The sequence below is a fragment of the Sphingobium limneticum genome (assembly GCF_008710165.1).
GTDB lineage: Bacteria > Pseudomonadota > Alphaproteobacteria > Sphingomonadales > Sphingomonadaceae > Sphingobium > Sphingobium limneticum.
The window spans coordinates 1-12,469 of record NZ_VYQA01000041.1 but is presented as its reverse complement, the minus strand read 5'-3'; the positions used below and the strand labels follow the sequence as shown (position 1 = coordinate 12,469).

Sequence of the window (12,469 nt, the reverse complement as noted above, 5' to 3'; positions counted from 1 at the left end):
CCGGGTCCATGCGATTGCCGCTTCCTTAGCCAGAAGTTTGCCGCAGCGCAACATTGCGCCTCATTTTGATCGTTTATGATTACCGAATGACTGCTTACGTCGAAATAGGTCGTTCCTCGAATTAGGCCGAAATGGCCGGACGTGGTCGCGAGTTGCCAGTCCTGGGCCGTCTGCACCTGAGCATTGGGAATCGTCGGCGGAAAGACCGGTATGGGCCGCTGGCAGTCAGAAGCACTGCCAGCGAGTGTCGCTTTTTCACCAACCACCGGCAACGGACTGAATGATGACGCCGGTGTTTCGGGAGATCAGCACGAAATTCGTTCCCGCATAGCACCAGATATGGCCGGTCGGTGCTGGGGACAGTCCATAGCCGACCGGATTGACGACGACATAATGGCGCATCGACAGGGGGAGGGTGCCACCGACGATCCAAACGCTATGCGCATGTCTGGGCGGGATGGGGTAATAGCCGTAGCCGGGCGCGAAATAATGGCCATGGCGCGGCCCGTGATAATGGACAAATCCGGGGTGGCCGCGCCACCAGCCGGGACGGCCGCGATCGACGATGACGGTGCGGCTGTGCACGACCCCGGCGCGGGGCGCGACGGTCGTATGCCGGACGACCTGCGCCTCTGCGGCGGGACTGGCCATGATGGCCATGACGGACAGGAACAGGGTCGCGCTGCCTGCAAAAGCGGCGCTGACGCTGACACCGTGCTTCGTGAGGGATTGGGGATTGAAAAACCGGGGCATGATCGGACTCCTTGGGTGGGAAGCCTGATATGGATGGCCTTTGCATCATCCGGTCGGGTGCCATGTATCAGTCCGTGTCGGTCATGCCGGTCCGGTTCCTCCTGCACTGCGGAGCAACAGGATGGCGCGAAACCCGCCTTCCGCGCGATTTTCCAGCACCAGGTCGCCCCGGTAGCGCTGGGTCAGTGCCTGGACGATCGACAGGCCAAGGCCCACGCCCCCCGTCCTGCGCGCGCGCGACGGCTCGAGCCGCTCGAACGGTTCGGTCAGGCGCGGCAGGCTGGGTTCGGGTACGCCGGGGCCGTCATCCTCCACCATGATGCGGATGAACGGGCCGTCGGGTTCGACAAGGATACGCGCCTGTCCGCCGCCGTAGCGAACCGCATTGTCCAGCAGGTTGGCCATCATGCGCTGGAAGGAAATATGGGAGACATGGGCATGGACGGCATGGGGCAGGGGCGCGACGTCCACATGCTGGTTGCGCTGTAGGCGCTCTTCGGCGACCAGCGCCAGTTCGGCGCGAATGTCGCATGTCGCCATGTCCAGGTCGGTCGCGGCCGATTCCCGTGCGAAGGTAAGCGTGTCGCTCAGCAGGTCGCGCATTTCCTCGATATCCTTGGCCGCCAGCGCGCGCTGCTCCTCATCCTCGATAAATTCGCTGCGCAGGTCCATGCGGGTCAGATAGGTGCGATAATCATGTGCGATGGCCGCGAGCATGCGCGTTCGTTCATCAAGCAGCGTCCGCAGATGCTGGCGCAATTGCCGGAACGCTTCGCCCAGTTCCACGATCTCGCGCGGGCCGTCGGGCTTCAGCGCATCCAGCCTGTCCTCGCGGACAGCGCGGGCCAGCCGTTCGACAGGCCGCGTCGTCTGCGCGGCCAGCCACAGGATGAAAGCGATATCGACAATCGCAACCGCCGCCAGGAAGAGCATCAGATTGTTGACGATCTTGGTCAGCGGCGCTGCGACCATCTGTTCGATCATGATGGCATCGCCGCCGGACAGGGCGACCGATATCCGCACGGGGTTCATCGTGACGGCGGGGCGCATGTTGAGGTCTGCGGGGCCGATATCGCCTGATGTTTCGATGCGAAATGGCCTGCCGCCCAAAGCCTCCTGATAGCGGGACAGGGTCGCGGGCGTGGCAGAGGATGCCTGGCCCGCAGGCAGTGCCGCCAGCATGGTGACGCGCATGGTCGCATCGGAAAAGGCGCGGACAAGATCGGGATGCGATCTGGGCGGCGTGCGTTCGAATGCGGTGACGACCAAAGCGACCTTTTCGGGAACGGGCACCCGATATAGCGGGGCCATCTTGCGCATGTCCGTCTGTTCTAGGAACAGCAGAATGACGGCAATCATGGCCAGCAGATGGAGCAGGACGATGAGGCCTATCCGCTCACGCAACCGGGGCGGGCGCAGCTTCAGCATCGGGTGACGGCCGGTGCGAACAGATAGCCGTCGCCCCGCACGGTCCGGATCATCACGGGTTCGCGCGGATCGTCGCCCAGCTTGCGCCGAAGCCGGCTCATCTGCACGTCGATGACGCGATCGACCGGACTGGCATGACCGCCTCGTGTCCAGTCGATCAGCAGTTCGCGCGACAGGATGCGGCGTGGGTGTAGCACCAGCGCATGGAGCAGGTCGAATTCGCTGGTGGTCAGGCCCACCGGCTCGCCCGCCGGGTTGGTCAGATCGCGGGCTCCCAGGCGCAGCAGCCAGCCGTCAAACCGGAAACTGTCGCCATTCTCCTCGCTGACGGCCGTGTCTATGTCACGGGTCCGGCGAATGATGGAGCGCAGCCGCGCCAGCAATTCCCGCTTGTTGAACGGCTTGGCGAGATAATCGTCGGCGCCGATTTCCAACCCGATGATCCGGTCGATCGGATCGTCCTTCGCCGTGACGATCAGGATCGGCAGGCGCGGCCAGCGGGCGCGCAGGCGCTGGCATATTTCCAGCCCATCCTCGCCGGGCAACATCAGGTCGAGGATCAGGCAATCGAGCCGTTCCAGCACGCCATCGACGTCGAGGCCGGCCGAATTTTCCATGGCCAGGACTTCAAACCCCTCACGGGTCAGCAACATGCGCACCAGATCTCGAATGCCGGGATCATCCTCGACAATCGCGACCTTGCCATTTGATGCCTGCGTTTCGGCCACCATGCCATACCTCTTTGTCGTCAGCGCCTGTGCCGATGGTGCAGCGCCCCCGGAACCATCTAGCATGGTTCCAGGGGCAATTGATCATTTGCCACGTTTTGCGGCGGCGGCGCGCAGTTCGTCCGGTGTGATCTTGCCGTCCTTGTCGGCGTCGATCATCGCGAAACCACGATCGCGGCGACCGGCCGCCTTCCATTCTTCCAGCGACAGCGCGCCATCCTGATTGGTGTCGGCCTTGATGAACATTTCCCTGGCCTTTGCCGACGCATCCTGCGCCATGGCGGTCGGGCTCTGGGCGATGACCGCGGCGGCCAGCGACAGGGCGATCGTCAGATATTTCATGTCATTCTCCTTGTATCAGGCCCAAAATGAGCGTGGCCGATATAGCGCGCGCCACCGCAGCATGTTCGATCCCCAGGTGAAGACAGATTACAGTTTGTAACAGCGCGATCCGGCGCCCGATCCCGCTGCAAATATCCGACACATTATGCGGCAAGGCCGTTCACGGCCCGGTGCGACATGTCCTGTCCCGCGCCTTTTGCTGACGCGGAGAAGGAGTATGCTTCATGACATTGCGCCAATTCACCACGATCATCGTTTCGACCCTGGCCATCGCAGCCAGCATATCGACGGCCGAAGCCCGCAACCGTTCCTTTCAATATAGCCACAGCCGCAACGTGCAGGGGCCGAATGGGCGAGGGCTGCACAGCAGCTACAACGCCTCGCGCGGCGGCGGGCAGGCAGCCATGACCCGCAATGTCCAGACCAATGACGGACGTGGCTTCAGCAGCCAGCGCGGGTATCAGGCGCAGGACGGGCAGTTCCACGGCTCCACCAGTCATGTGACCAACAGCGGAAAAAGCTGGGGGCGATCGACCAGCGCGACAGCCAATGGCGATGGGACCGCAACCTATCATCGCAACATGACCGGTCCCAATGGCGGGTCGGCCTCATGGTCCGGCACTATCGGCGACTGACCAGGCTGAACGCGCGCCTAGCGCCGCGAGCCTGTTACATAGCGTTACAAAGTGCGTATCAGATGGTTGCAGACCTGCTCCATTCCCTTGGCCTTGCATGAACCGGCCTGCCTCGGCGGCCTTTTCCCATGGGGATGGAATGGCACGTTTTGCCCATATCGTACCGATCGCGTTGCTGCTGCTTCCGGCCTGTCGGGATGAGCCGCAGGTCAGGGATGAACGACGCGCCGTGGCCGTCCAGCGCATTCGCGCCGATGCCGGCATCGGCACAACCTATGCCGGCGAAATCCGGTCCGCCTTCGAAAGCCAGATCGGTTTCGAAGTGGCGGGCCGGATCGTCGAGCGCAGGGTCGACCTTGGCAGCAGCGTCCATGCGGGCCAGACGTTGCTGCGTCTCGACAACAGCGATTATGCGCGGGCGCTGGACAGCGCGGCGGCGCAGAGCGGTTCGGCCCGGACCGCCGCCGCCGTGCAGCAGGCTGATCTGGCGCGGTCGCGCGAATTGCTGAAGCAAGGCTTCATTTCCCCCGCAGAGTTCGATCAGCAGAAGGCGGCGGCCGTTCAGGCGCAGGCGCAGTTGCGTGCCGCCGGCGCCCAGAGCGGAACGGCATCGGCGCAGCTGGGCCGCACCGTCCTCACGGCGCCGCGCGCCGGCGTCGTCACGCAGATTCAGGGCGAGGTTGGTCAGGTCGTGGGCGCGGGACAGGCGATCGTGACGCTGGCCGATCCGTCCCGGCCGGAAATCGCGGTGGCGCTCCCGGAAGGCAGTCTGGACCGGATCCGGTCCGCCTCACGATTGAGTGTGAGCGTGTGGAGCAGCCCGGGCCGGCGTTATGCTGCCAGGCTCCGCAGCATATCGGGCGCTGCCGATCCTGCGACGCGGACCTTTGCGGCACGCCTGTCCGTCGATGCGCCGGCACAGGCGCTGCTGATGGGCGAAACCGCCGAATTGCGGGTCGAAGGCGATGCCGGCGATGCCGCCGTCCGCGTGCCGCTGACCGCCGTGCTGCAATCCAACGGACGCGCGCAGGCTTGGGTACTCGACCGGCGAACGATGGTGGTGCAGCCGCGCGCCGTGCAGATCGGCGCGGCGCAGGGCGACATGCTGACCATCCGGTCCGGCCTGAAACCGGGCGAGACCATCGTCACGGCCGGGGTGCATCTGCTGCGTGCGGGCGAGAAGGTTCGTATCGTGCAGGTGCCGCAGTCATGAGCATCGACATGAAGGGCATGAACCTGTCCCGCTGGGCGCTCACCCATCAGCAGATGGTCGGCTTCCTGCTTGTGCTGGCGGCCGTTGCGGGCCTGTTTTCCTACATGGCGCTGGGGCGCAAGGAAGACCCCGAATTCACCGTCAAGACGATGATGATTACCGTCGGCTGGCCCGGCGCGACGGCGCAGCAGATGTCGCAACAGGTGATCAAGCCGCTCGAGACGGTGTTGACCGAGAATATCGCCGAGATCGATTATGTGAAGAGCAAGGCCCGACCGGGCCAGGCGACGCTCAACATCACGCTCATATCGACGGTCAAGAGCAGCGCCGTCCCCGATATCTGGTATCGCATCCGCAAGACCGTGACCGACAATCGCGCAGACCTGCCCGACGGGGTCGTCGGACCGGCCTTCAATGACGAATTCGGCACGACCTACGGCAATATCTATGCCGTCACGGGCGACGGCTTTTCCTATCCGGTGCTCAAACGCTATGCCGAGACGCTGCGGGACCGTATCCAGGCGCTGCCCGATGTCGCCAAGACGCAGATCATCGGCGCGCAGGATGAAGCTATCTATGTCACCTATGACAGTGCGCGTCTCGCCATGTCGGGCATTTCTGCGCAGGCGATAGCCGACGCGCTCGACACGACCAACGCGGTCGCTGCATCAGGGATCGTAGAGGCCGGCGCGGAACGTGTGCGGATGCAGGTGACGGGCGATTTCGCATCGGTGGAGGCCATTGCCGCAACGCCGATCGTCGCCAATGGCAAGAGCGTTCGGCTCGACGCCATAGCCAGGGTCGAACGCAAGCCGGTCGATCCTGCGACGTTCAGGATGCGTTTTGGAGCGAAGGATGCGGTCGGTGTGGGCATCAGCCTGCGGTCGGACGGTGACGTTGCGCGTCTCGGCGAGGATCTGAAGCGCACGATCGCTGCCCTCCAGTCCGAAATGCCGGTCGGCGTGGGCATTCATACCGTGTCCGACCAGACCCATGTTGTCGACGAATCCGTCGGCGAATTCACGACATCGCTGATCGAGGCGATCGTCATCGTGCTGGCGGTGAATTTCCTGTCGCTGGGCTGGCGGCCGGGCATCGTGGTGGCGCTGTGCATCCCGCTGGTGCTGGCGATGACGTTCCTGTGCATGTTGTATATGGGCATCGACCTTCAGCGCATTTCGCTGGGCGCACTCATCATTGCGCTGGGTCTGCTGGTTGATGACGCGATCATCGTGGTCGAGGCGGTGGCGACGCATCTGGAGGCGGGATGGACCCGGACGCGGGCGGCCGTCAGCGCCTATAGCGTGACCGCGGTGCCGATGCTGGTCGGCACGCTCATCACCGTCGCCGGTTTCCTGCCGATCGCCATGTCGAAGGCGACAGCCAGCGAATATGTGATCTCGCTGTTTCAGGTGATCGCCATTTCGCTGGTCCTGTCGTGGATCGTCGCGGTCATTTTCACGCCGTTCATCGCCTATCATCTGCTGCCCCAGCGCGCGGATGCGCGTGACGACGCGGGAGAGCCCGAAGAACAATATGAAGGCCGCTTCTACGGCTGGTTCCGGCGCGTGCTCGACCGCTGCCTCGACCGGCGCAAGACGGTGGTGGCGGTCGCGCTCGCCATGTTCGTGGGGTCGATGCTGCTGTTCCAGATCGGCGTGCCCCGTCAATTCTTTCCCGCGTCCGACCGACCCGAACTGGTGATCGACCTTCAGCTGTCGCAAAATGCAAGCTTCGCCCAGACGCAGGCGGTTGCCGCCCGCATGGAAAAGCTGCTGGCGTGCGATGACCGGGTGACGTCCACCACTGCCTATGTCGGTGGCGGGTCGCCGCGCTTCTACCTGCCGCTCAATGTCCAGACGCCCGATATCACGCTGGCCGAACTCGTGCTCCAGACCAGGGATGAGGAGGCGCGCGAAGGCGTGATCGCCAGCATCCAGAGCCTGTTCGCCACGCATTTCCCCGAAGCGCGCGGCCGTGTCAGCCGTCTGGAAAATGGCCCGTCGGTCGGCCAGCCCGTGCAGTATCGTGTGGCGGGACCGGACCTTGCGCAGATCATGCCGGTCGCGAAGAAGCTGGAGGAATTGATCCGTGCGGACAGTCACGCGCGCGACGTGAACAGCGATCTGGGCGAACCGCTCAAGGCCATTCGGGTCGACCTGGATCAGGATAAGGTTCGCGCGCTCGGCCTGTCGACGCAGGCGGTGCAGCAATCGTTGCAGGCGGCGATTGGCGGGGCGGGTACCACCAGCTTTCGGGATCGCGATCTGGCCCTCGACGTGGTGCTTCGCCTGAGCGCGGCTGAGCGGACCGACCTTGGCCGCATCGCCAACCTGCCGATATCGACGCCCAATGGCGCGGTGCCGCTGGCCCAGCTTGGCCATGTATCGGCGGGCAGCGAACCGGCCGTGATCTACCAGCGCAACCGTCAGCCGACCATCACCATCTCCGCCGATGTCGAAGGCGAGCAGGCAAGCGACCTGACGAAGCGGATCGAACCACAGATCGCGGCGCTGCGCCGCGATCTTCCGTCCGGCGCCTCCATCGTCAAGGGCGGGTCGGAAGAACAGAGCAGCATCAACCAGAAGGCGACCATGGCCGCCGTGCCCTTCGCCATCTTCGTGATCGTCATCCTGCTGATGCTCCAGCTCCAGAATGTGAAGCGGATGCTGGTGGTGCTGGCGACCGGGCCGCTGGCGCTGATCGGCGTGGCGCTCATCATGGCCCTGTTCCGCATCCCCTTCGGCTTCGTCGCCATGCTGGGATCGCTGGCGCTGTTCGGCATGGTGCTGCGCAATTCGGTCATCCTGATCGCGCAGATCGACACCTTGTCGGGCCATGGCCTGGCGATGCGGGAGGCCGTGCGCGAAGCCGCCGTCCATCGTCTGCGCCCGATCCTGCTGACCGCGCTCGCCGCCATCCTCGCCATGATCCCGCTCACCCGGTCGACCTTCTGGGGGCCGATGGCTTGGGCGATCATGGGCGGCCTGATGGTCGCCACTATCCTTACCCTCATCGTCCTGCCCGCGCTCTACGAGCTGGTCTTCGACCGCCCGCAGCATCGCGCCGACAGCCAGGAGATTTCCGCATGAAACGCCTTTTCCTCTGTACCGCAGCGGCCATGCTCGCGCCGCCCGCCCATGCGACCGACCTCATGGAAGCATGGCAAGCAGCGGCGGCGCATGATCCCGATCATCTGGGCGCGCAGGCTGAGCGCGACGCGGGGCAGGAGGCCGCCGTTCAGGCGCGGGCGCTCAAGCGGCCCAGCGTACAGCTTCAGGGCGGATACCAATATAATGTCACAGAAACCAACGCCCGTTTCCCGGAAGAACTGGACCCGGTCTTTACCGGAAGCCGATCGAGCGGCCGGGCGACCGTTGGCGTGCAGGCGGTTCAGCCTTTGTATGATGCATCTAAACATGCACAGTCGATCCAGCTGCGCGAAAAGGCGGCAGGCGCCGATGTGCAGTTTGCCGGCGAGCAGCAGCAACTCATCCTTCGTGTATCGCAGGCCTATTTCAAGGTGCTGGCGGCCGAGGACAGGCTAAGCTCCTATCAGGCGCAGGTCGATGCGGCGGAACAGCAACGCCGCGGCGCGCAGGCGCGTTTCGATGCCGGGCGCGCGCGCATCACTGACGTGCGCGAGGCGGAGGCCCGCCGCGACGCGAGTGAAGCACAGCGCATCGGCGCCGAGGCCGAGTTGGCCTATGCCCGTGCCGATTTTTCCGAACTGACGGGCTTGCCGGCGGAAGGGTTGGACCGACCCGCCGGGAATTTCGCCGCGCCGTTGCCGCTCGTGACGCTGGAAGCATCCATCGAGCAGGCGGAGCGTCAGTCGCCGCTGGTGAAGGCGGCCGAGCATCAGGCAAAGGCCGCAGGAGCCGATATCGACCGCTACGGCCTTGCGGGACGCCCCGTCGTCGAAGGCGTCGCCGGTTATCAGGGCCAGTATCGGCTGGGCGGGGAAGGGGGCAATGGCATCATTCCCGACCGCATCCAGTCGGCGTCGGCCGGGCTGCGTATCACCATTCCGCTCTATGCCGGTGGGGCGATTCAGTCGAAGGAACGGGAAGCCCGCGCCAACGCCGTCAAGGCCGAGCGCGCCCTGGATGCCGCGCGGCGGGATGCTCGTCTTCAGGCGCAGCAGGCCTGGCATGCCGTATCGACCGGCGCGCGCCGCATAGCTGCCCTGAACACCGCAAACCGGTCGGCCGGCTTGCAGCAGGATGCGGCCAATACCGGGCGAGAGGTCGGCATCCGCACGCAGGATGATGTCCTGAATGCGCAGAGCCAGAGCTTTTCGACCGACCGCGACCGGCGTCAGGCCATATATGATTATATGACGGCCCGGCTCCAGCTCGCTGCCGCGACTGGCGATCTGGGCGATGAGACGCTGGCCGGAGTGAATGCGCTGATGAAATGATCGCCGCCTGACGATCAGGCGGCGATCAGGCCGGTCGAAGCGACGGCACGCTTCACCGGCTCGCCGCTGTCGATGTTAAAGGCCATGTCTATCATGATGTGCAGCGACCTGATGGCATGGCGGAAAGCGCTCGCCAGCGCGACGCTGCATTCGTGGACCAATTGGCGCTCGCGCCCTTCGATCATGTCGAGCAGTCGCCATTCATCCTCCGACAGGGCCAGGCCGGTACCGCAGCGAAACGGATGCCCCAGTACGAGTTCGGATAGCCTCATCAGGCTGTCGCAGGCGGGGGCCAGCTGTCCGCAGCCATGGCGGGCGAGCTTGCGGTAGAGATGCGGCTGGGCAGGGATGTGCAGGTGCCGCGCCCGACGCCACTGACGGGCGGCGGTCAGCACCAGCTGCTGTTGAATGCTGAAGGAAAATGTCGCAGCCATGGGCTGTCCTTTCGGGGCAAGATCATCTTATCGGGGCATGTGGGTCACGCGCTGTATGGTGTGTGCCGCACTGGAGCCCGACCATCGGATCGAAAATCGATAGCGGCATGGCGGCATGAGCAGTGCGATGTGGTGGCTGCGCTTGTGTCCGATGAGATGCAGTAACGGGAAATAGCTCATTGGCAGCGCATCTCCGTTTCCGCGGCCAGGGGATTGACCTGATGCTGGCTCAGAAATTGATAAAGGCCGCAAAGCAGCGCCTGTGCGGTCGGAATCGGCATGCCGATCCGGCCGACGATGACACGTTCCAGGCTGGGATCGGGGCGGCCATGGTCGGCCCTTGGATTTTCCAGCGTGACCGTTACGATGCCGTTGAGCAGTGACAGGCCAGTCAGGCCGCCAGCCAATATTTCCGGTGCGAACATATTGTCGACCAGCGGAATTTCGGGAAGCGGCGGCTGGATGGGGGGATGCATCTTCATTGCGGGAACCTTGCTGGCAAGAGGGGGAGGGTCAGCCCTTGTCGGATGGCCAGGGCCAGCCGGACGCGCGGTAAAATTGCCGCGTTTGCTTGACGATGAGAGCAGCGGATCGCTTGGCGCCTCTGTGCAGCCCGCTGCGGCTTCCCATCAGCAGGCCGACGCCACCACCGATGGCAAGGCGCGACAATTCGCCGGTGGCGGCCGCCACAGCGCCCGGCACGATCAGGCCGGGCTTGCGCCCATCCTTGGCGGTGGCGGAAAAGGACATGGCCGGGCCGGCTTGTCCGGCGATGTCGAACGAGGCTTTGGTGAGCAGGGCTGATCGACCCGCGCCGAAGCCGATCAGTAACCGTTCGGCACTGTTGCCGGGATCGGCCCGGACGATCTGGACTCTTACCGTGGCTCCGCCGGGAGAGGGCTGCCCGTCCGTCGTGACGGAGGCGGGGAGGCCAGCCTTGCGATAGGCCTTGACGAGTTCGGCCAGCAGACGATGTGCGGCCCTGCCCGCATCGGGATCGGACCGGATGTCCGGCGCCAGCGTCACCCGCACCCCAATGGCGCCGGGTATCTGCTGCGACCGCGCGGGCGCCATGCTGAGGTCATGGACGGCTGTGCCGGCGCACGCTGGCAACAACAGCAGGGCGCCGACCAGCGGTATCGCCGCTGCGCGCATCCGGCCGCTTCCCGCCATGGTCATTCGCCGCCACCTTCGCCGGCAAGGTCGACAGGCAATGCCTGGACGCCGGGCGCGTCCGCCCTTGCCGCCGCGGGCACGGGCGCAGGCACGCCGATGCCCGAGCGCGTCAGGCGAAATCCGAAGGCATAGACCCTGCCGTCAAAGGCGACATTGACCCTGATATCTGCCGGATGGCCGGCGTCCCGATCGATCGGCAGGATGACCATGCCACCAAAGCTGCTGCCGGGGTCGATCGTGGTCGTCTGTAAAATCTCGGTTCCCAACTGGTCCAGCGTGTAGTCGAGCTTTCGGTCGATGCCGCCGATTACCATCGCGCCGCCTGCGACCGCGGCCGTCGCGCCGATCACGCCGGGCGTATCGTCCTGCCAGTGAATGGCCTGGGTGAAGCCGCCGCGCGGGCCACGGACATGGCGATAATAGCTGCCCTGGTTCGATGCGGTGGATGCGACGCCTGCCAGCACGCCGGCGAACAGCGCAGTACCGATCTTCGCCTGACGTGCCTTCCGCTCGGCTGCTTCCGCCAGTTGCGCATAGGTGGGAACGGGTGTTGGAATGCCGTTCACGACAGCGGTGATATTTTCCATCCCCAGATTGGCGGGGCGGCCGTCATGGTTGAAGATGGCAATGGAAAAGGCGGCGCGTCCGTCTTCCACCGGCAGGGGCCGAATTTCGACGGTAGCCGTCGGTGATTTCAGGGAAATGGTCGCGCTGCCATGCTGATAGCGCGCCGTTTCCGCGCCAATCTGCTGTGGATAGAGCGTCATGGCCGGGGCAGCATTGGCGATAGTCGACACGCTGGCGAGCAATGCGGTCGCGACCGCGATCGGATAATGGTTCATGGTGAAGCCTTTCGAACAAGAAGACGCGGTGCGGATCCGGGGGCGAGGATCCGCACCGCGTCGGCGCTGGCCGTCCAGGGGGAGGAGCAAGGGACAACGGCCAGCGCAAAGGGGAAATTGCGGTATGCAATCAAGGGGACGGATCTGGCCGCAGGATGATCCGTGTCCAGCATCGCTCATCCTGCCGCATAACCGCCTCCTTGATGTCTGAGGCTGTTATCGGCTCGTCAGGCAACAGGAGTTGGCGACGATTGTAAATCTTTGTGACGCCCGGTCGGCTTTGGTGATGCGCAGGGTGCTGGCCGAGTTGGGTATCGCCATCTCGGTTGGGATCTTGATGGCACTTCAGGGGGCGTTTGCGGGAGGGGGCGGAATCCTACGCCAAGCTCGCCCAGATAGCCGGCGCGAGATCTTACTTGTTGCTGCCTTCTACGGTCGCGCCAGAAAGGCGACGGCTCAGTTCTATCCGGCGATGGCTACGCATTTTGAAGGTGT

General features: G+C 64.5%; 14 protein-coding genes. 5 read left to right on the top strand and 9 right to left on the bottom strand.

What is annotated here, in order from left to right; genetic code table 11:
• The 5 genes from F4U95_RS25010 to F4U95_RS23805 all read right to left on the bottom strand — a co-directional run.
• On the bottom strand, window positions 1–266 hold a 266-nt coding region (locus tag F4U95_RS25010; RefSeq protein ID WP_211364665.1), incomplete at its 3' end, for a hypothetical protein.
• Window positions 256–753 (bottom strand): RcnB family protein, encoded by a 498-nt coding sequence (locus F4U95_RS23820; RefSeq protein ID WP_051887035.1) that lies wholly within the window; start codon window positions 751–753, stop codon window positions 256–258. The genes F4U95_RS23820 and F4U95_RS25010, both read right to left, overlap by 11 nt.
• Window positions 754–834: 81 nt before the next feature.
• Window positions 835–2,181 (bottom strand): ATP-binding protein, encoded by a 1,347-nt coding sequence (locus F4U95_RS23815; protein ID WP_150426939.1) that lies wholly within the window; start codon window positions 2,179–2,181, stop codon window positions 835–837.
• The gene (locus F4U95_RS23810; RefSeq protein ID WP_037522488.1) at window positions 2,175–2,912 is read right to left on the bottom strand and encodes a response regulator; all 738 of its coding nucleotides are present in this window, start codon (window positions 2,910–2,912) and stop codon (window positions 2,175–2,177) included. The genes F4U95_RS23815 and F4U95_RS23810 overlap by 7 nt, the downstream gene beginning before the upstream one ends.
• Window positions 2,913–2,993: 81 nt before the next feature.
• Window positions 2,994–3,251, bottom strand: coding sequence for an EF-hand domain-containing protein (locus F4U95_RS23805; RefSeq protein ID WP_120253633.1), 258 nt, complete (start codon window positions 3,249–3,251; stop codon window positions 2,994–2,996).
• Window positions 3,252–3,475: 224 nt separating this feature from the next.
• Here F4U95_RS23805 and F4U95_RS23800 point away from each other — a divergent pair, with 224 nt between their 5' ends.
• The 4 genes from F4U95_RS23800 (at window position 3,476) to F4U95_RS23785 (ending at window position 9,522) form a co-directional block, all read left to right on the top strand.
• Window positions 3,476–3,886, top strand: a complete 411-nt coding sequence (locus F4U95_RS23800; protein WP_051887041.1) for a hypothetical protein — start codon at window positions 3,476–3,478, stop codon at window positions 3,884–3,886.
• A 139-nt stretch (window positions 3,887–4,025) separates the two neighbouring features.
• Complete coding sequence (locus F4U95_RS23795) at window positions 4,026–5,099, top strand: efflux RND transporter periplasmic adaptor subunit (RefSeq protein WP_037522490.1); 1,074 nt, start codon at window positions 4,026–4,028, stop codon at window positions 5,097–5,099.
• Window positions 5,096–8,191 (top strand): efflux RND transporter permease subunit, encoded by a 3,096-nt coding sequence (locus tag F4U95_RS23790; RefSeq protein WP_206517729.1) that lies wholly within the window; start codon window positions 5,096–5,098, stop codon window positions 8,189–8,191. Before F4U95_RS23795 ends, F4U95_RS23790 begins: the two co-directional genes overlap by 4 nt.
• Window positions 8,188–9,522, top strand: a complete 1,335-nt coding sequence (locus tag F4U95_RS23785) for a TolC family outer membrane protein (RefSeq protein ID WP_120253631.1) — start codon at window positions 8,188–8,190, stop codon at window positions 9,520–9,522. Before F4U95_RS23790 ends, F4U95_RS23785 begins: the two co-directional genes overlap by 4 nt.
• 14 nt (window positions 9,523–9,536) lie before the next feature.
• Here F4U95_RS23785 and F4U95_RS23780 read toward each other — a convergent pair whose 3' ends face one another.
• The 4 genes from F4U95_RS23780 to F4U95_RS23765 all read right to left on the bottom strand — a co-directional run bounded on the left by F4U95_RS23780 (window position 9,537) and on the right by F4U95_RS23765 (window position 11,974).
• Complete coding sequence (locus tag F4U95_RS23780) at window positions 9,537–9,956, bottom strand: hypothetical protein (RefSeq protein WP_120253630.1); 420 nt, start codon at window positions 9,954–9,956, stop codon at window positions 9,537–9,539.
• A gap of 176 nt (window positions 9,957–10,132) precedes the next feature.
• Window positions 10,133–10,438, bottom strand: a complete 306-nt coding sequence (locus F4U95_RS23775) for a hypothetical protein (protein ID WP_051887045.1) — start codon at window positions 10,436–10,438, stop codon at window positions 10,133–10,135.
• Window positions 10,439–10,469: 31 nt separating this feature from the next.
• Window positions 10,470–11,135 (bottom strand): DUF4410 domain-containing protein, encoded by a 666-nt coding sequence (locus F4U95_RS23770; RefSeq protein WP_080727357.1) that lies wholly within the window; start codon window positions 11,133–11,135, stop codon window positions 10,470–10,472.
• Entirely contained in the window at window positions 11,132–11,974 is an 843-nt protein-coding gene (locus F4U95_RS23765) for a hypothetical protein (protein ID WP_120253629.1), read from the bottom strand. The genes F4U95_RS23770 and F4U95_RS23765 overlap by 4 nt, the downstream gene beginning before the upstream one ends.
• A gap of 241 nt (window positions 11,975–12,215) precedes the next feature.
• Between F4U95_RS23765 and F4U95_RS25005 the strand changes: the two genes are divergently transcribed.
• Window positions 12,216–12,469: hypothetical protein (locus F4U95_RS25005; RefSeq protein ID WP_211364664.1), on the top strand; the 254-nt coding region annotated here is incomplete at its 3' end.

Coding starts and splice junctions, on each gene's coding strand:
- F4U95_RS23775 (WP_051887045.1), bottom strand. CDS start 10,438: ATGAAGATGCATCCCCCCATCCAGCCGCCGCTTCCCGAAATTCCGCTG.
- F4U95_RS23785 (WP_120253631.1), top strand. CDS start 8,188: ATGAAACGCCTTTTCCTCTGTACCGCAGCGGCCATGCTCGCGCCGCCC.
- F4U95_RS23765 (WP_120253629.1), bottom strand. CDS start 11,974: ATGAACCATTATCCGATCGCGGTCGCGACCGCATTGCTCGCCAGCGTG.
- F4U95_RS23805 (WP_120253633.1), bottom strand. CDS start 3,251: ATGAAATATCTGACGATCGCCCTGTCGCTGGCCGCCGCGGTCATCGCC.
- F4U95_RS23820 (WP_051887035.1), bottom strand. CDS start 753: ATGCCCCGGTTTTTCAATCCCCAATCCCTCACGAAGCACGGTGTCAGC.
- F4U95_RS23795 (WP_037522490.1), top strand. CDS start 4,026: ATGGCACGTTTTGCCCATATCGTACCGATCGCGTTGCTGCTGCTTCCG.
- F4U95_RS23790 (WP_206517729.1), top strand. CDS start 5,096: ATGAGCATCGACATGAAGGGCATGAACCTGTCCCGCTGGGCGCTCACC.
- F4U95_RS23810 (WP_037522488.1), bottom strand. CDS start 2,912: ATGGTGGCCGAAACGCAGGCATCAAATGGCAAGGTCGCGATTGTCGAG.
- F4U95_RS23800 (WP_051887041.1), top strand. CDS start 3,476: ATGACATTGCGCCAATTCACCACGATCATCGTTTCGACCCTGGCCATC.
- F4U95_RS23780 (WP_120253630.1), bottom strand. CDS start 9,956: ATGGCTGCGACATTTTCCTTCAGCATTCAACAGCAGCTGGTGCTGACC.
- F4U95_RS23770 (WP_080727357.1), bottom strand. CDS start 11,135: ATGACCATGGCGGGAAGCGGCCGGATGCGCGCAGCGGCGATACCGCTG.
- F4U95_RS23815 (WP_150426939.1), bottom strand. CDS start 2,181: ATGCTGAAGCTGCGCCCGCCCCGGTTGCGTGAGCGGATAGGCCTCATC.